The 22,387-nt window shown below is 63.0% G+C and carries 21 protein-coding genes and 1 tRNA gene; 10 read left to right on the top strand and 12 right to left on the bottom strand.

What is annotated here, in order from left to right; translation table 11 throughout:
• Positions 1–21: 21 nt before the first annotated feature.
• The 6 genes from PHAMO_RS07310 to PHAMO_RS07285 all read right to left on the bottom strand — a co-directional run bounded on the left by PHAMO_RS07310 (position 22) and on the right by PHAMO_RS07285 (position 7,416).
• Positions 22–510 (bottom strand): chemotaxis protein CheW, encoded by a 489-nt coding sequence (locus PHAMO_RS07310; protein ID WP_002727912.1) that lies wholly within the window; start codon positions 508–510, stop codon positions 22–24.
• A complete protein-coding gene (locus PHAMO_RS07305; protein WP_040566389.1) occupies positions 507–3,242 on the bottom strand; it encodes a hybrid sensor histidine kinase/response regulator in 2,736 nt (911 codons plus the stop codon). The genes PHAMO_RS07310 and PHAMO_RS07305 overlap by 4 nt, the downstream gene beginning before the upstream one ends.
• 185 nt (positions 3,243–3,427) lie before the next feature.
• Positions 3,428–4,045 (bottom strand): histidine phosphotransferase family protein, encoded by a 618-nt coding sequence (locus PHAMO_RS18440; protein WP_002727909.1) that lies wholly within the window; start codon positions 4,043–4,045, stop codon positions 3,428–3,430.
• 16 nt (positions 4,046–4,061) lie between these two features.
• Positions 4,062–5,387 (bottom strand): class I SAM-dependent RNA methyltransferase, encoded by a 1,326-nt coding sequence (locus PHAMO_RS07295; protein WP_002727908.1) that lies wholly within the window; start codon positions 5,385–5,387, stop codon positions 4,062–4,064.
• The gene (locus PHAMO_RS07290; RefSeq protein WP_002727907.1) at positions 5,384–5,737 is read right to left on the bottom strand and encodes an STAS domain-containing protein; all 354 of its coding nucleotides are present in this window, start codon (positions 5,735–5,737) and stop codon (positions 5,384–5,386) included. Before PHAMO_RS07290 ends, PHAMO_RS07295 begins: the two co-directional genes overlap by 4 nt.
• Positions 5,734–7,416 carry an ATP-binding SpoIIE family protein phosphatase gene (locus tag PHAMO_RS07285; protein WP_040566388.1) on the bottom strand — a complete coding sequence of 561 codons (1,683 nt, stop codon included), beginning with the start codon at positions 7,414–7,416 and terminating at the stop codon, positions 5,734–5,736. The genes PHAMO_RS07290 and PHAMO_RS07285 overlap by 4 nt, the downstream gene beginning before the upstream one ends.
• Positions 7,417–7,559: 143 nt before the next feature.
• Here PHAMO_RS07285 and trpB point away from each other — a divergent pair, with 143 nt between their 5' ends.
• Genes trpB through PHAMO_RS07265 form a run of 4 tightly spaced genes read left to right on the top strand, consistent with a single transcriptional unit; the run spans position 7,560 to position 11,828 of the window.
• Complete coding sequence (gene trpB / locus PHAMO_RS07280; protein WP_040566386.1) at positions 7,560–8,783, top strand: tryptophan synthase subunit beta; 1,224 nt, start codon at positions 7,560–7,562, stop codon at positions 8,781–8,783.
• Complete coding sequence (gene trpA, locus PHAMO_RS07275; protein ID WP_002727901.1) at positions 8,783–9,592, top strand: tryptophan synthase subunit alpha; 810 nt, start codon at positions 8,783–8,785, stop codon at positions 9,590–9,592. The genes trpB and trpA overlap by 1 nt, the downstream gene beginning before the upstream one ends.
• A gap of 23 nt (positions 9,593–9,615) precedes the next feature.
• Entirely contained in the window at positions 9,616–10,527 is a 912-nt protein-coding gene (accD, locus tag PHAMO_RS07270) for an acetyl-CoA carboxylase, carboxyltransferase subunit beta (RefSeq protein ID WP_002727899.1), read from the top strand.
• Positions 10,524–11,828 (top strand): bifunctional folylpolyglutamate synthase/dihydrofolate synthase, encoded by a 1,305-nt coding sequence (locus tag PHAMO_RS07265; RefSeq protein WP_002727897.1) that lies wholly within the window; start codon positions 10,524–10,526, stop codon positions 11,826–11,828. Before accD ends, PHAMO_RS07265 begins: the two co-directional genes overlap by 4 nt.
• Positions 11,829–11,859: 31 nt before the next feature.
• Here PHAMO_RS07265 and PHAMO_RS19335 read toward each other — a convergent pair whose 3' ends face one another.
• The 3 genes from PHAMO_RS19335 to PHAMO_RS07255 form a co-directional block, all read right to left on the bottom strand.
• Positions 11,860–12,015, bottom strand: coding sequence for a hypothetical protein (locus PHAMO_RS19335; RefSeq protein ID WP_155801598.1), 156 nt, complete (start codon positions 12,013–12,015; stop codon positions 11,860–11,862).
• Positions 12,016–12,461: 446 nt separating this feature from the next.
• Positions 12,462–12,545, bottom strand: a tRNA-Leu gene (locus tag PHAMO_RS07260).
• A 71-nt stretch (positions 12,546–12,616) separates the two neighbouring features.
• On the bottom strand, positions 12,617–13,237 hold the full coding sequence (locus PHAMO_RS07255; RefSeq protein WP_002727893.1) for a glutathione S-transferase family protein: 621 nt from the start codon (positions 13,235–13,237) through the stop codon (positions 12,617–12,619).
• A 127-nt stretch (positions 13,238–13,364) separates the two neighbouring features.
• Between PHAMO_RS07255 and PHAMO_RS07250 the strand changes: the two genes are divergently transcribed.
• The 6 genes from PHAMO_RS07250 (at position 13,365) to PHAMO_RS07225 (ending at position 19,905) form a co-directional block, all read left to right on the top strand.
• Positions 13,365–14,789 (top strand): leucyl aminopeptidase family protein, encoded by a 1,425-nt coding sequence (locus PHAMO_RS07250; RefSeq protein ID WP_002727891.1) that lies wholly within the window; start codon positions 13,365–13,367, stop codon positions 14,787–14,789.
• Positions 14,790–14,902: 113 nt separating this feature from the next.
• Complete coding sequence (locus PHAMO_RS07245) at positions 14,903–15,283, top strand: MarR family transcriptional regulator (RefSeq protein ID WP_002727889.1); 381 nt, start codon at positions 14,903–14,905, stop codon at positions 15,281–15,283.
• A 1-nt stretch (position 15,284) separates the two neighbouring features.
• The gene (locus PHAMO_RS07240; RefSeq protein WP_002727887.1) at positions 15,285–16,316 is read left to right on the top strand and encodes a hypothetical protein; all 1,032 of its coding nucleotides are present in this window, start codon (positions 15,285–15,287) and stop codon (positions 16,314–16,316) included.
• Positions 16,317–16,449: 133 nt separating this feature from the next.
• Positions 16,450–17,199 (top strand): electron transfer flavoprotein subunit beta/FixA family protein, encoded by a 750-nt coding sequence (locus PHAMO_RS07235; RefSeq protein WP_002727885.1) that lies wholly within the window; start codon positions 16,450–16,452, stop codon positions 17,197–17,199.
• Position 17,200: 1 nt separating this feature from the next.
• Positions 17,201–18,133, top strand: coding sequence for an electron transfer flavoprotein subunit alpha/FixB family protein (locus PHAMO_RS07230; RefSeq protein WP_002727883.1), 933 nt, complete (start codon positions 17,201–17,203; stop codon positions 18,131–18,133).
• Between the two features lie 158 nt (positions 18,134–18,291).
• Complete coding sequence (locus tag PHAMO_RS07225) at positions 18,292–19,905, top strand: electron transfer flavoprotein-ubiquinone oxidoreductase (RefSeq protein ID WP_002727880.1); 1,614 nt, start codon at positions 18,292–18,294, stop codon at positions 19,903–19,905.
• A 121-nt stretch (positions 19,906–20,026) separates the two neighbouring features.
• Here PHAMO_RS07225 and accC read toward each other — a convergent pair whose 3' ends face one another.
• From accC to aroQ, 3 genes are read right to left on the bottom strand one after another with little or no spacing between them, the layout of a single operon-like run.
• The gene (gene accC / locus PHAMO_RS07220) at positions 20,027–21,370 is read right to left on the bottom strand and encodes an acetyl-CoA carboxylase biotin carboxylase subunit (RefSeq protein WP_002727878.1); all 1,344 of its coding nucleotides are present in this window, start codon (positions 21,368–21,370) and stop codon (positions 20,027–20,029) included.
• A gap of 4 nt (positions 21,371–21,374) precedes the next feature.
• Complete coding sequence (locus PHAMO_RS07215; RefSeq protein ID WP_002727877.1) at positions 21,375–21,824, bottom strand: acetyl-CoA carboxylase biotin carboxyl carrier protein; 450 nt, start codon at positions 21,822–21,824, stop codon at positions 21,375–21,377.
• The gene (aroQ, locus tag PHAMO_RS07210) at positions 21,824–22,282 is read right to left on the bottom strand and encodes a type II 3-dehydroquinate dehydratase (RefSeq protein WP_002727874.1); all 459 of its coding nucleotides are present in this window, start codon (positions 22,280–22,282) and stop codon (positions 21,824–21,826) included. Before aroQ ends, PHAMO_RS07215 begins: the two co-directional genes overlap by 1 nt.
• Positions 22,283–22,387: the final 105 nt, after the last annotated feature.

The following is a 22,387-nucleotide window of genomic DNA, read 5'->3' as shown; positions in this document are numbered from 1 at the left end:
TTCCGGGCAAAAGCGCCCGATCTATTCGTTACGGGTAAAGTCCAGCAGCTTGGCGACGTCGAGCACCACCAGCAGCTTATCCTCCAACCGATATATTCCGATCGAGAATTCGCGCCAGTGCTGATCGAGCGTCGGCGGATTGCGCTCGAACTTAGCCGCCGGCAACGACAGCACTTCTCCGACCGAGTCCACCATCAAAGAGTATAGCTCGCCGCCCATATCGACGACGACGCTCATCCCCTTTTTGTCCTCGACCCGCCGGGGCAGGCCCAGACGGAGGCGGACGTCGATGGCGGTCACGATGCGACCGCGCAGATTGAGGCTGCCCGCGATCTCGCGCGGGGCGAGGGGGATGCGGGTGATCTTCTGCGCCCCCAGAACATCCTGTACCGTCAGCACCGGAATGCCGAACAGTTGCCCCTCGATGAACATGGTGACGAAATCCTGGGTCTCGGGAGCGACGAGATCCGTGGACTGGCGTTTCCCCGCGGGGACAATCTGCTGGGTCATACGGCACCTTTAGCGGTGGCGATGGTCGAAGCCAGGGACTGCAACAGGGCATCGCGGTCGAATTTGGCGATGTAATCGTTAAAGCCGACCTGCCGTCCCCGTTCGAAATCCTTTTCGGTCGCGTGCGACGACAACGCCACCAGCGGCACCTGTGCCCAGCGTGGGTCGGAGCGCACCGCGTCGGCGAAGTCAAAGCCGCTCATCCCCGGCATCTCGATATCGCTGATGATCGCGTCGAATTCGTTGCCCTGCTCGCGAAGCGTCAGAGCACGATCGGCCCCATCCACTGCAATCACCTCGTATCCGGCAACCGAGAGCAGCGGGGTCAGCAGATTGCGGAAGAACGGCGAGTCATCAACCAGCAGAACACGAGGCTGGCGGACGTCAAGACTACCGAACTCTTTCTCGTTGCGACCGAACCAATCGCCGAAAGCCTGAGGCAGGTAATAGCCGGCATCGATGATCGTGGTCGCTTTTCCGGCAATCACGGCGGTGCCGATGATGCCAATCGAACCAGCGCTGAGTTCGACCTTGAGGCGATCCTCGACGATATCGACAATCTCATCGACCACCAGCCCCATCGTGTGTTCGCGATCGGAGAAGACCAGAACCGGCTGGCGGCCTTCATCGCGGAAGCTGGTCGATCCGTCGATCGAGACCAACGGCATCAACTGGCCGCGGTACTGAACCATCGGCTTGCCGTGGCTATGCTCGATCTCCTTGACGTCCAGTTCTTCGAGCCGGGCGACCAGAGCCAACGGCACGGCCTTAAGGTCGTCGCCACCGGCACGGAACACCAACAACGAGGTCTTGGCGTCGGCATGAGCTTCGCGCGGCAACTGAGCCTCGGCGTTCTGGGCATTATTGACCATCCCGGACTCTCCGGTGGCGCTGCCCGCGATGCCGTTGGGATCGAGGATCATGATCACCGAGCCGTCACCCAGGATGGTGTTGCCCGAGAACATCGTGATGTTGCGCAGGATCGGGGCGACCGGCTTGACGACGATTTCTTCGGTGTCGAACACCCGATCGACGATAATGCCGAAGGTATAGGTGCCGACCTGGGTAACGACGATGAAGGTCTCTTGCCGCTCTTCGGTATCGTCGGCGAGGCACAACAGACGCTTCAGCGACACCAGCGGAAGCAAGCGATCGCGCAGCCGCAGAACCGGCGCGCTGTTGATCATCTCGATCCCGTGCTCGGAATTGGCGGTAACGCGGACCAGTTCCAAGACGCTGATCTGGGGAATGGCGAACCGCTCGGCTGCGCATTCGACGATCAGAGCCGAGACGATCGCCAGCGTCAACGGGATCTTGATGATGAAGGTTGAGCCCTTGCCGGGCTGGCTCTTGAGTTCGACGGTACCGCCAATCCGCTCGATATTGGTACGGACGACATCCATGCCGACGCCACGGCCCGACACGCTGGTAACCTTCTCAGCGGTTGAGAAGCCAGCCTTGAAGATATACTGGTAAATCTGCTGAGAGGTCATCGTCTCCAGTTCGGACTCGGTGGCGATTCCGTTCTGCACCGCTTTTTGCTTGATGCGGTCGAGATTAAGGCCGCGACCGTCATCGGAAATCTCGATGATGATGTGGCCACCCTCATGGAAGGCGTTCAGAACGATCTTGCCGACCTCGGACTTACCGCCCCGCTTGCGTTCGTCCGGTCCCTCCAGCCCGTGATCGGCCGAGTTGCGGACCATGTGGGTCAGCGGGTCCTTGATCAGCTCCAGCACCTGACGGTCGAGTTCGGTCTCGGCGCCAAGCATCTGAAGGTCGATCTTCTTGTTCATTTCGACCGCGAGATCGCGGACGATACGCGGCAGCTTAGCCCAGGCGTTGCCGATCGGCTGCATCCGGGTCTTCATCACCCCTTCCTGAAGATCGGTGGTGATGTGCGACAGACGCTGCAAGGGAGTGGCAAACTCGCTGTCATCCTTGCCGCGCACCATCTGGAGGAGCTGGTTGCGGGTCAGCACCAGCTCGGACACCAGGGTCATCAGGTTTTCAAGCAGATCGACATTGACGCGGATGGTTTGGGCCGCGACAGCGGATTCCTTGGCCTCGCCCAGCGGAACCGGCGCGGCGGCGGCAACGGAAGGCTGCGCGGCGGTAGCGGGCAAATTGGCGTGAACGGGTTCGGGTTCGGGATGATGAACAACCGGAGCAGGGGCCGGAGCCGCGACAGGAGAGGGAGCGGGAGCGGGTGCCGCAGCCGGAGCAGCGGGAGCCGCAGCGGGGATCGGTTCCGGCTCGGGTTGAGGCGCGGCCTCGAACACCGGCTCTGGCGCGGGCGGTGGAGGCGGCGGCGGCGGCGGCGGCGGCGCGGCGGAAGCGGACGACGACACCGTGCGACCTTCGGCCATGTCATTCAGTCGGGCGATCAGCGCGCTGTCGTCACCTTCGGGTTCGACTTCATTCTGCTCAAGATGCGAAAGGATCGATTTGATGCAATCGATTGATTGCAAAATCAGGGTCACGGCATCGGGCGTGACTTCCAACTCTCCATCGCGAAACTTTCCCAACACGTTTTCGCCGGCGTGAGCGACGTGCTCCAGACGGGGCAGCCCGAGAAAGCCACAGGTTCCCTTAATCGTATGAACCAGACGGAAGATGTTGCCGAGGATCTTGGGATCGTTCGGGTTTTGCTCCAAGGTCACCAGGGCGACATCGAGTACGGAAAGGCTTTCCGATGTCTCGGTCAGGAATTCGCTGAGGAGATCATCCATGGTCGACTCCAGTAGGGTCCTCGCGGGCACTGGCCTCAAGGGCACCGAATCCTCCCGCCTCCCGGATGGAATCGCGAAAGGCAGCTCGGATTAGTCATAACACGGTCAGGATGGCTCTGGAAGAACCGTCTCGACCCACTGACGGCAATAAAACCGTTTGCGCAACGAAGTCGATGAAGGCGGTTTCATGCCTTTATCCATCCACCATCGACCAAATCCTCGACAACGACGGCAGTATCGGCCCGCGCTGCCAGCCTTGATATCCAACACGCCACTGCGGCACGTGGTCCATATGCCTGATCCGCCTTGCAGAAAGCCGCCCGACTATCCGGGTCGAGGCGAGCCGAAGGGCCATTGAACCCGACGGCCAGACCTATCTTTCCGACAGAAGATGGTGAGCCAATTTCAACCGATACCCGACCTCCGCGCGGCAGGGAATCTTTTGCCACGATCACCAGCGATAACAGCAACCGTCCCACGTCGCCCGAGATCTCGGGCCGGTCGGAATGCCAAGCCAATTCCGGCCGGGCCGCAGCCGATGCCCCGGCATCGAGATAGGCCCGGACCAAGCTATGCAGTTCACCTTCAGGCCGAACTCCCCCCGCCGTCCCCAATGCCGCACGCAACAAGCGCAATCGGGAAACCGCACCGGCGGCGGTGGACGCGACCAGACGGGCCATTTCGGGGTCGGCATCGTCACCGAGCAGCTCGGCACCCGACCCGACCGCCCCCAAGGGACCGGCCAGATCGTGACAGAGTCGGGCACACAACAATTCGGCTAGATCGAGATCGTTTCCGTCCACCCCGTCCCTCACCTAATCAGCGGCGAAGAATCGCCACAGCCTCAAGATGGGCAGACCAAGGGAACTGGTCAATAGGCATAATTTGGATAAGAGTCCATCCGCCATCAATCAGAACGCGCAAATCACGTGCGAGCGTAGCCGGATTACATGAGACCATCGCCGCCAGATCAGGTCCCTTGCGGGCATCGGGACGACGGGCCAGCTCGGCAACCTGGGCGGCGGCTCCGGCACGGGGCGGATCAAGCACCACGGCGCGATACGGTGCCAAATCCACCGCGGTCAACGGACGACGGGCCAGATCGCGGATTTCAGTGGTTATCGCCAGACCGGCGGCACGGGCCGCAGCCCCCAGCGAGTCAAGCGGCGCGACCTCGCCCTCAACCGCATGAACCGCGCCCAGCCGGACCAGTGGCAGCGAGAAGCTGCCGCATCCGGCGTAAAGATCGGCGATCGGACCGCTGGTTTCGGCCAACGCCGCGACCACCCGGTCGGCGATGGCCCGCTCGCCCTCGGGGCTGGGTTGCAGGAACGCGCCGGGCGGGGGTTCGACAGCCACCCCGCCAAAGCGGACCAGGGCGGGACGACGGCGGGCGATCGGTTCGGCAAAGCCGGTTCCGGGACGGCGCCAGTGCAGCCGGGCCAGATCGGCAGTTTCGGCAAAGCGGGCCAGCGTCTCGCGCCCGAACAGGTCGAGCCGGGCCTCACCCTCGATCAACAGATCGGGGCCACCTTCGGTCAGGGTCACGGTCGCATCGCCGCTACCGTCCCGAACCATCGCACCCAACAGGACCCGCAACGGCTCCAGCAGCGCAACCAGCGCCGGGTCAAGCAACGGACAGGCTTCGAGATTGATCACCGCGTGGCTGGCGCGCGCATTGAAGCCCAGCGTCACCTCACCCCGACGACTGGTCCAGGCAAACACGGCGCGGCGGCGGGTGCCGGGCGGCACCGAGACCAACGGCGCCAGCATCTCATCGCCGATCCCGGCTCGGGCAAGATGCAGCGACAACACCCCCGATTTCCAGGACGCATGCGCCGCCTGATCGAGATGCTGGAGGGTACAACCGCCGCACCGTCCGAAATGCGGACAGACAGGATCGGCCCGTCCCGGCCCCGGACGTTGAACCTCGACCAAAGCGGCGGTCAGACCGTCACCACGTTGCCCTTCGATCCGGGCCAGAACACGGTCGCCCGCGACGGTGAAGGGCACGAACACGACATTACCGTCCAGCCGGGCAACGCCATCGCCCTGGGCACCGACTTGCTCGATCTCCAGTTCGATCAGGCGAGACGACACTTGCCGTTTGGCGGCGGCACGGGGACGGCGAACAGGTTTTCTCAAAGCAAAGACTCTCCAGGAGTGGCGGCGACGGCCGGAACTGGCTCGACGCTTTCGACAATCGTGAACACACGGTCCAGCCGGGCCAGCCGCAGCACACGCAGAACCGGAACGCTGGGCGCAGCCAGGATGAAGCGGGTACCGTTGGCGCGCGCGCCCTGATAAGCCTCGACCAGCCCGGCGATCCCCGAACTATCGATATACCCTACTCTCGACAGATCGACCACGATGTCGCACCGCTCGAACGTCCGTTCCAGCAGTTCCTTGCGCAAGGCCGAACTGCAACTAAGATCGACGTCGCCCTCCAGGACGATTGCGGCGAATCCGTTCCGTTGCGTGGACGTGATGTTCATGGCGATTCGATCCGTTTGACCATTTCCAACAGATTGCCGATTCCCATCGGCGGCGGACGGAACCCAACCGTGTCCATAACGGAACGCATCAGGTGGGTACCCAGCCCTCCCGGACGCACATCGTCGAGCGGGCGGGAAACAATTTTAGACGGATCGACCGGCGGAGCGAAATCCATCAATCGAATTACAACCGAATCGTCTTCACGAGAGACGTGCAGAACGATGTCGCCTTCCCCTCCTTTATACGCATGACGGATGATATTCTGGCACGCCTCGTCGGTTGCCAGAACACACGCCTCGACCACCTCCGCCCCGCCTCCTATCCCGGCCAATGCGGCCGCGACGGTGGCGCGGATCTCGGCCAGCACCTCGGGCCGGGCGGGGAACAGTCGCTGCACCGCCGAAGACGGCGGGCGGGTCCGATCCTCGACCACCATCAGAGTCACGTCGTCGCGCAACGTGACCGCCCCTCCCAGCGCGTGCAGCACAGTCTGAAGCCGTTCCGCCGCAGACATCGCGGTAAAGGCATCGAGCAGCCCCAGCACCCCGGCCGCACCCAACATCACGCCACCCACCACTCCGCGCGCCTCGGTCAGGCCATCGGTGAACAGGTATAGCGCCCCCCCATCGAGATCGACGACGGTTTCCGGGACACCATCGGCGAACAGCCGGGGATCGATTCCAAGCGGCGGCATCCCCCCTTCGATTTCGACAAAGCGGCCCTTGGCGTAAAGAACCGGCGGCTCGTGACCGGCATTGGCCAGCACCACCCGCCCCGTATCGACATCAAGCAGTCCAGCAACCATCGTGACGAACGTCCCGGCCAGCCGGGTCTCGTGCAGTTCAGACTCGATTGCCGCCAACACCCGTCCGGGACCGTCCTCGCGCTTGACCAGACAGCGGAACAGACTGGCGGTGCGAGCCATCAACAGCGCCGCCTTCATCCCCTTCCCCGCCACGTCGCCAATGGCAAAGGCGATCCGCCCGTCGGGAAGCGGCACAATCTCGTAAAAATCTCCCGATACGCCACGCGCGGGCAGATTGACCCCATGGACTGGCGAGTCCTCGCCTTGCAGCGGCGGCAGCATCGCCCGCTGGATCTCGGCGGCAAGCTCCAGATCGCGCTGCATCATTTCCTGTTCGGCCAGACTGGCCAGCAGGCGGGCGTTGATCATCGCCAGCGCGGCGGAAGCGGTCAGCGCTTGCAGCAACCCGAGATCGGCGTCAGAGAAGGGGTGGCCACCCCGCTTGTTGAATAATTCTATCGCACCCAGCCGTTCCGGCCCCGCCGCCACCGGCGCGCACAGGATTGAGCGGGTGATGAATCCAGTGGCGTCATCGATGGTAGGAGCGAAATCGGGATCACGTCCGGTATCGCCGACCCGTTGCGGACAATTGGCCTCGACGGTACGCCAAACGATGCCGGTGCCGGGAGCCAGCCGCAACCCGGTGACATCGACGGGACCGACCGAAGCGCGACAGCGGAGCGATCCATCGGGTTCAAGCAGGAACAGAGACCCAGCCTCGGCCTCCAGCCGTTCGACCGCCCGGACCAGCCCCAGCCGCAACGTCGCCTCGACATCCTGGGAACGGGCGAACGCGGCCATCATCTCGGCGATCAGGTCGAGATGACGGGATGGGCCGTCTCCTGCGGCTCCTGACGGGTCTGGCGGTAACATCGCTCCATCATGCCGCGACATAGAGCAAGAGGCGAAGAGGCTTCTGTACATCCCGCGCAGAAAAGCCCACAAAACCACTCCCCAGGTGGGGGGACTTCGTGCTTTATTGGCACCCTTTCACCGCCCAGGCCCATGGGAAACTGATGCAGAGCTTGAACACCTACCGCGCCGGACCGGACGAGCGTGGTCATTTCGGCATTTTCGGCGGCCGCTATGTCGCCGAGACGCTGATGCCGTTGATCCTCGACGTCGAACGTTCTTATGCCGCCGCCAAGGCCGACCCGGCCTTCCAGGCGGAATTTCGCCAGTTGCTGGCCCAGTATGTTGGGCGCCCCAACCCGCTTTATCACGCCAAGCGGCTGACCGAAGCGTTCGGCGGTGCCAAGATCTTCCTGAAGCGCGAAGACCTCAACCATACCGGCGCGCACAAGATCAACAACTGTATCGGCCAGATCCTACTGGCGCGGCGGATGGGAAAGAAGCGGATTATCGCCGAAACCGGCGCCGGGCAGCACGGCGTCGCCACCGCCACCGTCTGCGCTTTGTTCGGTATGGATTGCGTCATCTATATGGGCGCGACCGATATCGAGCGGCAGCAGCCCAACGTCTACCGCATGAAGCTGCTGGGGGCCGAGGTCCGGCCGGTGCAGTCCGGCGCGGCGACGTTGAAGGACGCGATGAACGACGCGCTTCGCGACTGGGTTACCAACGTCCACGACACATATTATCTGATCGGCACCGTGGCCGGGCCGCATCCCTATCCGGCGATGGTCCGTGATTTCCAGGCGGTGATCGGCGAGGAAGTGCGCAACCAGATTTTGGCGCAGGAAGGACGGTTGCCGGATTCGCTGGTCGCATGCATCGGAGGCGGCTCGAACGCGATGGGGCTGTTCCACCCCTTCCTCGACGAACCCGACCTGCGGATCATCGGCGTCGAAGCCGCCGGTCACGGCCTCGACAAGGCCCATGCCGCCAGTCTGAGCGGCGGCCGCCCCGGCGTCCTCCACGGCAACCGCACCTATCTGCTCCAGGATGGGGACGGCCAGATCGCCGAAGCCCATTCGATCTCGGCCGGTCTGGATTACCCCGGCATCGGTCCCGAACACGCCTGGCTGCACGAAAGCGGCCGGGTCGAATACGTCTCGGTCACCGATACCGAAGCGGTCGAAGCGTTCCAGCGCTGCACCCGGCTGGAAGGCATTATCCCGGCGCTGGAATCCAGTCACGCTATCGCCTATGCCGGTAAAATCGCCGGATCTCTGCCCGCCGACCATCTGATGGTCATCAGCCTGTCCGGGCGCGGCGACAAGGACGTCGCCACCATCGCCCGCGCACTGGGTGACATCCATCTGGGGGGATTGGTGTGATGAGCCGTATCGAGAAACGCTTCCAGACCCTGAAGGCCGAGGGCCGCGCCGCCCTGGTCACATTCATCACCGCGGGCGATCCCGATATCGGAACCTGTCAGAAAATCCTCGACCGGCTCCCCGCCGCCGGGGTCGATCTGATCGAGCTGGGGATGCCCTTCACCGATCCCATGGCCGATGGCCCGTCGATCCAGTTGGCGGCGCAACGGGCTTTGGCTGCGGGCGCAACGATGACCAGCACCCTCGATATGGTCGCCGCCTTCCGCAAGACCGACACCGAGACCCCGATCGTGTTGATGGGATATTACAATCCGATCCACACCTGGGGACCGGAACGCTTTGCCGCCGACGCGGCGCAGGCCGGAGTGGATGGGCTGATCATCGTTGATCTTCCGCCCGAGGAAGCCAACGAACTGGTGCCGCATCTGCGCGCCGTCGGACTGGATTTCATCGTTCTGACCACGCCGACCACCGACGATGTTCGCTTGCCCGCCGTGCTCGCCAATGCCTCGGGCTTTGTGTATTACGTCTCGATCGCGGGTGTGACCGGCACGGCTTCGGCTTCGGAAAGTGCCATTGAAGACGCGGTGCAGCGCATCCGCCGCCATACCAACCTTCCGATCTGCGTCGGCTTTGGCATCCGCACGCCCGCCCAAGCCGCCGGTGTCGCCCGGCTGGCCGAAGGCGCGGTGGTGGGTTCGGCCATTGTCCAGACGATCGCCGACACGATCGGAACTCCCGCAACGATAACCGCGCCGCTGGCGCTGGTCGAGGAACTTGCCGCCGGCGTCCGCGCCGCACGGCGGTAACGCACTAGAGAAGGGTTCTGTCGATGAACTGGCTGACCAACTTCGTCCGCCCCAAATTCCAGCGGCTGGTCGCGCCGCGCGAAGTCCCGGAAAACCTGTGGCACCGCTGCACGATCTGCGGCCACATGGTGTTCCATCGCGATCTTGAAGCGGCGTTGAACGTATGCCCGCATTGCGGCCACCACCTCCGCCTCAAGGTCAAGGCGCGGCTTCAGATGCTGTTCGACGACGGTCTTTTCCAGCGCATCGAGTTGCCCAAGGTCGCCGACGATCCTCTGAAGTTCAAGGATCAGAAGAAATATATCGACCGGCTGAAGGACGCACGGGCCAAGACCGGCGAGACCGACGCGATCATCGTCGCTCATGGCCGTATGGGTGGGCAGGCGGTCGTCGTCGCCGGATTCAACTTCGATTTCCAGGGCGGGTCGATGGGCGTTGCCGTCGGCGAAGGTCTGGTTGCCGCCGCTGAATTGGCGGTGGTCCAGGATGCCGCCCTGATCGTCGTACCCGCCTCGGGCGGGGCCCGCATGCAGGAAGGCATCCTGTCCCTGATGCAGATGGCCCGCTCGACCGTCGCGGTCGATAAAGTCAAAGAAAAGCGGCTACCTTATATCGTGCTGCTGACCGATCCCACCACCGGCGGCGTCTCGGCCAGCTTCGCGATGCTGGGCGACATCGCCATCGCCGAACCGGGCGCGGTAATCGGCTTTGCCGGCGCCCGCGTGATCGAAACCACCATCCGCGAAAAGCTGCCAGAAGGCTTCCAAAAGGCTGAATACCTGCTGGAACACGGCATGGTTGACATGGTGGTACCCCGGCGCGACCTGCGTGACACGATGATCCGGGTGATCTCGCTGTTGCGCAACCGCACCCCCGCCGCCCCGGTGGTTCCGCTGCCGATCGACGCCCCCGACCCCGAGGTCGCCGGAGCGTGATTTCAGCGGTCCTCGACCGTCTCAGCCGTCTGCATCCCACGGTCATCGATCTTTCGCTCGACCGGGTGCGGCGGCTGCTGGCGGTGGTGGGCGATCCCCACGACCGGCTGCCGCCGGTGGTTCACGTCGCCGGAACCAATGGGAAAGGCTCGACCATCGCGACCCTGCGCGCCTTGGTCGAAGCCGCCGGATTACGGGTTCACGTCTATACCTCGCCGCATCTGGTCCGATTCGCTGAGCGCATCCGCATTGCCGGAACGCTGCCCGACGATTCGACGTTGGAGGCATTGCTCGAAGACGTCGAAGCCGCCAATGCGGATGGCAGCATCACTTTTTTCGAAGCCACCACCATCGCCGCCTTGCTGGCTTTCGCCCGCGCTCCGGCCGATCTGTGCGTGCTGGAAACCGGAATGGGCGGACGGCTCGACGCCACCAATGTCGTCGCCCACCCGGCCCTGACCATCATCACCCCGGTCGCGCTTGACCACCAAAGCTATCTGGGCGACACCCTGGCGGCGATCGCCGGGGAAAAAGCAGGCATCCTGAAGCCTGAGACCCCGTGCATTCTGGCCGCCCAAGCCGACGAGGCGCGCACCGTGATCGAAGCGCGTGCCGCCGCATTGGGGGTTCCGCTGATCGTCGAAGGCCGCGACTTCTCCGCCGAGACCGCCCCGGACGGATCGCTTCTGTTCCACGGCCGGTTCGGCCGCCTGTCCCTGCCCGCCCCGGTTCTGCCCGGATCGTTCCAGCGCCAGAACGCGGCCGTGGCCCTGGCCGCCGCCGAACATCTCGCCCTGGCCGCCCGACCTCAAATTCTGCCCGCCTTCACGCGCGACCGGCTTGCCGTCGGCCTCGGTGCAGTGGAATGGCCCGCACGGCTGCAACGCCTGCACACGGGAAGGCTGGTCGAGCGCCTGCCTCCCGGCTGGGAGATCTGGCTCGACGGTGGACACAACCCTCACGCCGCCCAGGCCCTGGCGCAGCATCTCGACCAATGGCACGACCGGCCGATCGGCGCGGTGATGGGTCTGCTCTCGACCAAAGATGCCGATGGCGTTCTTCGCCCGCTCTCTGCTCACATCGCGGCGCTGCGCACCGTCTCCATTCCCGGCGAGCCGCTTTCCCTTTCCGCCGAGGATACCCTGGCCGCTGCCCGGCACGCCGGGTTCGGGGATTCAGAAACCGCCCCTTCCGTCATCGCCGCCCTCGACGATCTTGCCGCCGGCCTACCCGGTCCGGCCCGCATCCTGATCTGCGGCTCGCTCTATCTGGCAGGAACCGTTCTGGCCGAAAACGGATAGAGGCACTCTAGTGTCGGCGTGAGGGGGCAAATCACCTCACGCGGCTGCGCTGCAACAGGATACGACTGTCGGCAACCGCCTTACGGCTGGCAGCAATCTCTTTGGCGAAAGAGGTTTCGGCCTGCCGGACCGAATCCTCGGCCATCCGAGTTGAGTCCACCACCATCTTGGTTGATTCGGCAACCATCTCCCGTGCTTTTTGAACGGCCCCACGAAACCTTGGCATTGGCGGCGCTCCGGCATCGAGTGGAGGAAAATCCCCCCACAGGCTCACATATAAAGCTTCGGCGTGGTTGCGACGGAGTTCATCCCAGGAAAGGGACAAACCTCCTTCGATCTCATATCGGATCGGTTTTCGTCCAGGAGCCAAAGGCTCCTGGCATATGAGGCGGCCCTCAGCCCCGAACAGGGATCAGAACTTCGCGAGGATCACATAAAACGAAATAATAACGGCGATGAAGGTTACACCAAAAACCAAGATGGGGGAGAGCGTCCTTTTGTCTGTCTGATTCCGGTTTCCTTTCGGCAGCCCAAAATGACGATGAAAGCTCATTTCCCCTCCGTTGAATGACGAAATTGTTCCGATCAGTCGCCTTCACCCTGCCCCGTTCGACACAGAACGGAGATAAATTTTGGTGGGGACGGCGGGACTTGAACCCGCAAGGCCGAAGCCGGACGATTTTAAGTCGTCAGTGTTTACCATTTCACCACGTCCCCACGCGGTCAGCACTCTCTTTATCTTTTCGCCTGAAGGCGTGACTGTCAATCACCCAGCCGAAAATAATGCTTTATATCCGGATGTTTGCTTTCCATTCAGCCAGTGCGGGCAACGCCAGCACGGTATCGCGATAAGCGGCGGCAACCGGCCCGAGTGGTAGATGATAGGTCGCGAAACGTGTCATCACTGGGGCATACATCGCATCGGCAATGGTGAAGTGGCCGAACAGGAACGGGCCGTCACTGCCAAAGCGGGTGCGGCAATCGTTCACCAGCGCGTCAAGGCGATTGATTTCGATCAACAGGTCAGGGGCCGGATCGGTCAGCGGCGAATCGAGCAACAGGTCCATCGAGCATTGCTGACGCAGAACGGCAAAGCCCGAATGCATCTCGGCTGAAACCGAGCGGGCAACGGCGCGGGCGGCGGGATCGTCAGGCCACAACTTGGCGGCAGGAAAGCGCTCGGCCAAATATTCGCAGATCGCCAGAGAATCCCAGACCAGCAGCCCGTCATCGATCAGCACCGGCACCTTTCCCGCCGCCGACCATTTCAGAATCTCGGCCTTGCTATCGGGCTGACGCAAAGCGATCTCGACCTCTTCGAACGGCGCATCAGTCGCCTTCAGCGCTAACCAGGGGCGTAGCGACCAGGATGAAAACCGCTTGGTTCCGACCACCAGGATCAGTGACATGCTTTCCCCCATCCAGCAGAATCGTGCGCTCCAAATGTCGCATTGCCCCATCAGCACATCCAGCCCTCTTTTCAGCGGGCGACGACTCGGCCATCCTTAGGCACAGACAGATTGTTGCGGGAGAGGCATGGTGACGGAACACCTGATCGAGCAGGGCGCGGAGACCGAAGTGGTGGCGCTGGTTCCTTTGACCAAGGCGGGGCTGGAAACCTGGCTGGCCGACCATGACGCGGCGCGAACCTGGGTCGATTCGGTCGGGTTCGCCGCCGAATCGGGATCGCTGTGCCTGATCCCCGGCCCGGACGGGCGACTGGCCATCGCGCTGGCTGGCGTGGCAGATCCCACCGAAGATCCGTGGGGTCTGGCCGCCCTGCCCAGCCGCCTGCCGCCGGGACGTTATCGGCTTACCCCCGAACCGGCGACCCCCCGCTCCGCATCCTGGGCCGCGCTAAGTTGGACGCTGGCGGGCTATAGCTTCGATCGCTACAAAAAAAGCGCCCCCCGGCGCGACGGGCCGGATCTGGTGTGGCCGGGCCTGGCCAATCGCGCCTGGGTTTCGCACTGCGCCGAAGCAACCCGATTGGTCCGCGATCTGGTCAATACCCCCGCCGCCGATCTTGGCCCCGCAGAGCTGGCCGGAGCGGCGGAAGCCCTGGCGGCGCGATTTGGCGCCAATTGCCGCACCGTGGTCGGCGACGGATTGCTGGTCGAAAACTACCCCGCCATCCACACCGTCGGTCGCGCCGCCACCACCGCCCGGCGTCCCCGCCTGATCGACTTGTCCTGGGGCGATGAGCAGGCTCCGCGGGTTACCCTGGTCGGAAAGGGGGTTTGCTTCGACAGCGGCGGACTCGACCTGAAGCCGTCCTCGTCGATGAAACTGATGAAAAAAGACATGGGCGGAGCGGCCCATGTCCTCGGTCTGGCGCTGATGATCATGGCATCCGACCTCCCGGTGCGGCTGCGGGTGCTGATACCGGCGGTCGAGAACGCCGTCTCGGCCGAAGCGATGCGTCCGCTCGACGTGCTGACCACCCGCAAAGGGCTGACGGTCGAGATCGGCAATACCGACGCCGAGGGACGGCTGATCCTGGCCGACGCGCTGTGCGAGGCGGCAAGCGAAGCCCCCGACCTGCTGATCGACATCGCCACCCTGACCGGAGCGGCACGCACGGCTCTGGGGCCGGACCTGCCCGCGCTGTTCTGCAATGACGAAAAGCTGGCCGACGCCATTCTGGCGGCCGGTCGGGCCGAAGCGGACCCGCTGTGGCGGTTACCGCTATACGCACCCTATCGCCGCCTGCTCGACAGCAAGGTCGCCGATATCGCCAGCGTCTCGGACGGCCCCTACGCCGGAGCGATCACCGCCGCGCTTTTCCTCCAGGAATTCGTCGGACCCGACATCGCCTGGGCCCATCTCGACGTGATGGCCTGGAACGGCGCGACCCGGCCCGGCCGCCCCGAAGGTGGCGAGGCTCTGGCGCTGCGGGCTTTGTTCGCTGTGATCGCCGCCCGTTTTCCCATCCCCGACGCGTATCCTGTCGCGACATAGCGACTATTTGTTTCCGTCGAGCCGCAAAGGGGGCAAAATGAATTCGGTCATTGCCGTGCTGAAACGGCTCGGCTAGAATATTTCGTGGTCGCAACGATTACTGGGCCAATGAAGTGAGTGTAGAACTCAAGGCCGTTCAAGCTCTTGATCTGTGGCGCGGCGCCATCGTCGAGAGCGTTCGCCGCGACGCCCCGGATTTGTCGGCGCGGCAGATGGCGCTGTTGTTAACCGTTTATCTGATCCCGCCGCCGCATACGGTGCGGGGGCTGGCAACCCATCTCAACGTCTCAAAACCGGCGATCACCCGCGCGCTCGACCGACTGACCGAATACGGTCTGATCAAGCGCAAGGTTGACGATCATGACCGACGCTCGGTTCTGATCCAACGCACCGTCAAAGGATCCGTATTCCTGCGGGAATTCGGCGACATCATCGTCACCGCCGCCAGCGCGGCCGAGGCAAGTGCCGCCAACCCGAAAGGGGACGCCGTCTGACATGAATGACGACGACGGCCTGAAGGCGATCAATGACAGCGACATGGATTCCCTGTTCGTGCTGCCGCTGTCGATCATCCCTCTGCAAACTCCGGCTCTTCAGGCCGCGCGGCTGATCAAGAACGTCCGCTTGCGCAGCGTCGTCGAAATCTTCTCCGATGCCCAGACCGGTTCAGGACAGGTCGAGGTCGAAGCGTTGCCAGCGATGTTCAACTGGCCCGCCGATCAGGTCCACCCCGACCTGATGGTTCTGCGCCGCCTCGCCCTGCTGCCCAGTTATGACGTCTATTCGCTCCGCATTTCGCTGCGTGAACACGGCATCATGGTCAACGATTATGCCGCGTTGAAGCTGTCGCCGGAAAAAGCGACCGAGCTGACCCGTTATATGGTGATGTTCACCCGCCCGCTGATGAAGATGATTTATTCGGGCGAGGACGTGAATTTCGAAAACTACGACGACTTGTTGCGGCTGTTCCGCGATCCCGACGTCAAAAAGGCACGGGTCCGGCTCGAATCGATGGCGCAAAGCCTCAATATCGAGGTGTTCGACGTGCCGCGCTTCCTTGAGGATTACGGCGACACATTCATGTCGCTCAGCTACTTCCGCCACTGCCTTGACCGGCTGGAACCCTACTTCACCGCCTGTTTGCGTGCGCTTGCTCCAATTCGCAGCCACTTCCAGTTGAGACAAAACATCAATCTGATGAAGACCTGCGATATGGTCGAAGAAGTCATCAACTCGATGAGTGCGACGATCACCGGACGACTTGAAGTTTTCGAGAAACGCACCGGAGAGATGTGGGAAAACATAAGTCAGGAAGAATTTCGCGCGATCAGGACTATGGTCGAGAGATACCACATCACCATCGGCGCGGCCCTTTGCGGCCTGACGGTCATTATGAGTTCATTCGCCAAGATGTTCCCCCGCCCCAATTCAGGCGGTCCAATCAAACGCGCGGACTTCATCATGACTGAAATGATCCAGGGGATCGAACTTATCCGAGACGTCGAAAAGCGCTATATGGGTACTTGACCCAACTTCATCTGCCGCTTGGGGTGGCGTTGACATCGCCACCGCCCGCCTTTATTGTGCATCGCAATACCAATTTCCGCCGGGCGACACCGGATCACGGCTGCCCGGCCGGTACTGCGAGGTCGTATCGAATATGAAGATCCTGGTCGCGGTCAAACGGGTGGTCGATTACAACGTGAAGGTCCGGGTTAAGTCGGACAAGAGCGGTGTCGAGACCGCCAATATCAAGTTCAGCATGAATCCGTTTGACGAGATCGCGGTCGAGGAGGCGGTGCGGCTGAAAGAAGCGGGCACGGCAACCGAGATCGTCGCGGTTTCGGTCGGCCCGCAGGCGGCGACGGAGACGTTGCGGACGGCTCTGGCGATGGGGGCCGACCGTGGCATCCTGGTTCAGACCGAAGCCGAGATCCAGCCCCTGGCGGTCGCGAAGATCCTGAAATGTCTTGCCGAGAAGGAACAGCCGGGTCTGGTCCTGCTGGGCAAGCAGGCGATCGACGACGATTCGAACCAGACCGGGCAGATGCTGGCGGCGTTGCTGGGGCGCCCGCAGGGCACCTTCGCCTCGAAGCTGGCGGTGGCCGATGGCTCGGTCGCGGTCACGCGCGAGGTCGATGGCGGTTTGGAGACGGTGGCGCTGGAACTTCCGGCGGTGGTGACCGCCGATCTGCGTCTGAACGAGCCGCGTTATGCCAGCCTGCCCAACATCATGAAGGCGAAGAAAAAGCCGATTGAGACGGTCACGCCCGAGGCGCTGGGCGTCGATGTGGCACCGCGTCTGATCACGCTGTCGGTCGAGGAACCGGCGAAGCGTCAGGCCGGGATCAAGGTGGCCGATGTCGCCACCCTGGTCGAGAAGCTGAAGTCCGAAGCGAAGGTGATCTGAGATGAGCGTTCTTGTCCTCGCCGAACACGAAGCCGGGGCGCTGAAGCCCGCGACCCTCAACACCGTCGCCGCCGCCGTCCGGCTGGGGGGCGATGTCCATCTTCTGGTCGCCGGAGCGGGTGTTGCCGCCGTGGCCCAGGTCGCCGCCCAAGTCGTGGGCGTCGCCAAGGTGCTGGTGGCCGAGTCCGAGGCGTTGGCCCATCCGCTGGCCGAGCCGCTGGCGGCGCTGATCGTGGCACTGGCTCCGGCTTATGGCCACATCCTGGCCCCCGCCACCACCACCGGCAAGAATGTGCTGCCCCGTGTCGCGGCGCTGCTCGACGTCGCCCAGGTGTCGGAAATCGTCGCGGTGGTCGCGCCCGATACCTTCATCCGCCCGATTTATGCCGGCAACGCGCTGGCGACGGTGCGTTCGATTGACGCGATCAAGGTCATCACCGTCCGCGCCACCGGCTTCGAGCCGGCTGTCGCCAGCGGCGGCGCGGCCTCCATCGAGGCAATCGCGGTGCCGGGCCTGCCCGGCCTGTCGCGTTTCGTCGAGGCGCAATTGTCGAAGTCGGAGCGTCCCGAACTGACCAGCGCCCGGATCGTGATTTCCGGCGGTCGCGGCATGCAGTCGGGCGATAATTTCCATCTGCTGGAAAGCATCGCCGACAAACTGGGGGCCGCCGTCGGGGCATCACGCGCCGCCGTCGATGCCGGGTTCGTTCCCAACGATTTCCAGGTCGGCCAGACCGGAAAGATCGTCGCCCCCGACCTGTATATCGCCGTCGGGATCTCGGGTGCGATCCAGCATCTTGCCGGAATGAAGGACTCGAAGGTCATCGTCGCCATCAACAAGGACGAAGAGGCCCCGATCTTCCAGGTCGCCGATTACGGTCTCGTCGCCGATCTGTTCAAGGCATTGCCGGAACTTCGGCAGGGTTTGTCCTAAGGCTAAAGCGTGATGCCAATTAAAGGCATCACGCTTTAGCCGATTGATATAGCCCCTCGCCGGGCGTGCCCTCCGGGCACTTGGCCGCGGCCACAACGGCCGCAATCGCATCGTGCATCTTGCGTGATGCACGATGCTCTTGTGCGGAGACTTGGGTGATGAGCGACCGTGAATCAATGGCGTTCGACGTCGTGGTGGTGGGAGCCGGGCCGTCTGGCCTCTCCACCGCCATCCGTCTCAAGCAACTTGACCCTGCTTTGTCGGTTTGCGTAATCGACAAGGGATCTGAGGTTGGCGCCCATATTCTTTCGGGCGCGGTATTCGAGCCGAGGGCGCTGGAAGAGCTGTTTCCCGACTGGCGCGAACGTGGTGCGCCGCTGACCGTTCCGGCGGGAGACGACCGCTTTCTGCTGTTATCGGAGAAGCGGGCGCGGCGGTTGCCGACTCCGCCCTCGCTGCGCAATCACGGCAATTACATCATCTCGTTGGCGGCGTTGTGCCGCTGGCTGGCCGGTCAGGCCGAAGCGCTGGGTGTCGAGATCTTTGCCGGATTTGCCGCGTCCGACCTACTGTTCGATGCGGATGGCGCGGTGAAGGGGGTCGCCACCGGCGATATGGGGGTCGGTAAGGATTGCGTGCCCGGACCGAATTTCACCCCCGGTATCGAACTGCATGCCCGTCAGACCATCCTGGCCGAGGGGTGTCGCGGCTCGCTGTCGAAGGTTCTGTCGGAGCGTTACGATCTGCACGCCGAGGCCGATCCGCAGACGTATGGTTTGGGTATCAAGGAATTGTGGGAGATCGATCCGGCTCTTCACCAGCCCGGCAGCATCACCCACACGATTGGCTGGCCGCTGGATGCAGGCACCTATGGCGGATCGTTCCTCTATCATCTCGATCAGAATCAAGTCTCGGTTGGCTTCGTCATCGGTCTCGATTATCGCAACCCGTATCTGTCGCCGTTCGAGGAATTCCAGCGCTTCAAGTCTCATCCCGCCATCGCCCCGGTTTTTGCCGGAGCCCGCCGCATCGCCTATGGTGCCCGTGCCGTGTCCGAGGGTGGGTTGCAATCGCTGCCGCGCCTGACGGTTCCCGGTGCGGTTCTGGTCGGCGATGCCGCCGGGTTCCTCAATGTCGCCAAGGTCAAGGGGAGCCATGCCGCGATGAAATCGGGGATGCTTGCTGCCGAATCGGTCGCCGTTCTGTTGAAGGGCGAGGGACGGGAAGCGCTGGGCTATCCTCAGGTGTTCAAAGAGAGTTGGTTGTGGGAGGAATTGCGGGCGGTGCGCAATATTCGCCCGGCCTTCCATCGCGGATTGTGGCTCGGTTTAGCTTACAGCGCGGTTGAATCCGGCGCTCTGCGCGGTCGTGTGCCGTGGACGCTGGGCAACCACGCCGACCATCCCCGCCTGAAAGAGGCTCCGTCCAGTCGTCGCATCGACTATCCCCGGCCAGACGGGACGCTCCGCTTCGACCGGCTTTCGAGCGTATTCATCTCCAACACCCATCACGAAGAGAACCAGCCGTCGCACATCAAGCTGGCCGACCCGCAGGTGCCGATCACGGTCAACCATCGTCGCTTCGATTCGCCCGAGCAGCGTTATTGCCCCGCTGGGGTTTATGAGGTCGTGGGGGAGGAGCCGCAGATTCGGTTGCAAATCAATGCGGCCAATTGCCTGCATTGCAAGACCTGCGACATCAAGGACCCGACCCAGAACATCACCTGGACGGTTCCCGAAGGCGGCGGTGGGCCGAATTACCCGAATATGTGATTTTTACCGGGCGTCCGACCATCTGATCACACTGTCACGGGACAATCGGATCAGATGGTCGAGGCCGCGATAACAAAGCGAGAGCGGAAGTGATACAAAATCAGATAACTAACTGTTTTTGCTAATTATTCCGCTCCACAAATCTTTCCAGCCAGTGGATATCGTAATCGCCGTTAACGAAATCCGAATCCTGAACCAATCGGTTGTGCAGCGGCAGGGTCGTCTTAACCCCTTCGATTACGTATTCCCCCAGCGCCCGACGCAGACGCATCAGCGCCTCGTTGCGGGAATTGCCGTGGACGATCAGCTTGGCGATCATGCTGTCGTAATGCGGCGGAATACGATAGCCGGAATACAGGCCGGAATCGACCCGGACGCCCAGACCACCGGGGGCATGGTACCCCTCGATCCGGCCCGGACACGGCACGAAGGTTTGCGGATCTTCGGCATTGATCCGGCATTCGATCGCCTGACCGGCGAAGCGAACCTCTGACTGGGTATAGCCAAGCGGAGCGCCAGCCGCGATGCGGATCTGCTCCCGGACCAGATCGATTCCGGTGATCGCTTCGGTGATCGGGTGTTCGACCTGAAGGCGGGTGTTCATCTCGATGAAGTAGAACTCGCCATTCTCGTAGAGGAACTCGATCGTACCGGCATTGCGATAGCCTAATTTGGCGATGGCAGAGCAGGCGGTGTTACCGATCTTTTCCCGCTGGTCGGCGTTGAGGGCGGGGGAGGGAGCCTCCTCCAGCACCTTCTGATGCTTGCGTTGCAGCGAGCAGTCGCGTTCGCCCAGATGAACGACGCTGCCATAATTGTCGGCCAGAATCTGAATCTCGATGTGGCGGGGCCGCCCGAGATACTTTTCCATGTAGACGTCGCCGTTGCCGAACGCGGCTTTGGCTTCGTTCCGGGCCATCTTCCACGCTTCGACCATTTCCTCGGCGTTGCGGGCGACCTTCATGCCCTTGCCGCCGCCGCCGGCGGTCGCCTTGATCAGCACGGGATAGCCGATCGCCTCGCCGTTTTCCAGCGCCTGTTCGATCGTGTCGATCGAGCCTTCGGAGCCTGGGACCACCGGCAGACCGGCGGCCTTGGCTGCCTGTTTGGCGGTGATCTTGTCGCCCATCAGCCGGATGTGATCCGGCGACGGGCCGATGAAGACCATGCCGTGTTCTTCGACCATCTGGGCGAAATCGGCATTTTCCGACAGGAAGCCATAGCCGGGATGGATGGCGTCGGCCCCGGTGATGGTTGCGGCCGACAGGATCGCGGCCTTGTTGAGGTAGGAATCCCGCGCCTGAGGCGGGCCGATGCAGACCGCCTCGTCGGCGAGGCGGACGTGCATGGCGTCGGTGTCAGCGGTGGAATGAACGGCTACGGTACGGATGCCCATCTCGCGGCAGGCGCGATGGATGCGTAACGCGATCTCGCCCCGATTGGCGATGAGGACCTTTTCAAACATCGCGTTATTCGATGATCAGAAGAGGTTCGCCGAATTCCACCGGCTGGCCGTCGGTCACCAGGATACGGGTGACCTTGCCGGCGCGGGGGGCGCGGATCGGATTGAAGGTCTTCATCGCTTCGATCAGCATCACGGTCTGACCTTCGGAAACGATGTCGCCCGCATTGACGAACTTCGGCGCGCCGGGTTCGGGGGCCAGATACGTGACGCCGACCATCGGCGACGTCACCGCGCCGGGGTGATCGGCATCCGAGGCGGACGGAGCCACGGCCTGGGCTGCCTGCGGGAGAGCGCTATAGCTCGGGGCGGGATGGTACGCCACCGCCTGGGCGGTTCTCGCCACCCGGATGCGAACATCGCCGACGGCGTATTCGATCTCGGTGAGGTTGGTCTCGTCGAGCAGGGCGGCGAGGGCGCGCACCGATTCGTTGTCGATGGGGGTGTTGGTGCCCATTATCTTTCCGGATTTCCCTTGATCAGCCGGGCCAGGGCGTCGAGTGCGAGGATGTAGCCGTGACTGCCGAAGCCACAGATCATCCCCCTGGCCGCCTGGGCCACGTAGGAGTGGTGGCGGAACGAATCCCGCTGGTGAATGTTGGACAGGTGTACTTCGACGGTCGGAACCTCGGCGGCCAGAAGCGCGTCGAGAATTGCGACCGAAGTATGAGTATAGGCGCCGGCATTGAGGATCAGGCCAGCTGCCCGTCCCCGCGTCTCCTGAATCCAGGTGACCAGTTCGCCCTCGTGGTTGCTTTGACGGAATTCAACCGTCACCCCCAACGTCGCGGCATGGCTGCGGCACAGGGTCTCGATGTCGGAGAGGGTCTCGCGACCGTACAGCTCAGGCTGGCGGGTTCCCAGCATGTTGAGGTTCGGACCATTGAAGATGCTGATGCCAGGGGTGGCGTTCATTTCACGTCCCCCTTCTCCCGCTCGTTCGCCATGGCCGGATTTATAGCACGGGGACCGCTCGGTGCAACGATCTTGGATAACGAACGTGCTTGGACTTGTTCCAGC

The sequence above is a fragment of the Magnetospirillum molischianum DSM 120 genome, assembly GCF_000294655.1.
GTDB classification, from domain to species: domain Bacteria; phylum Pseudomonadota; class Alphaproteobacteria; order Rhodospirillales; family Magnetospirillaceae; genus Phaeospirillum; species Phaeospirillum molischianum.
Note: the sequence above shows the minus strand (reverse complement) of the source record. Positions and strands in the feature narration are given on the sequence as shown.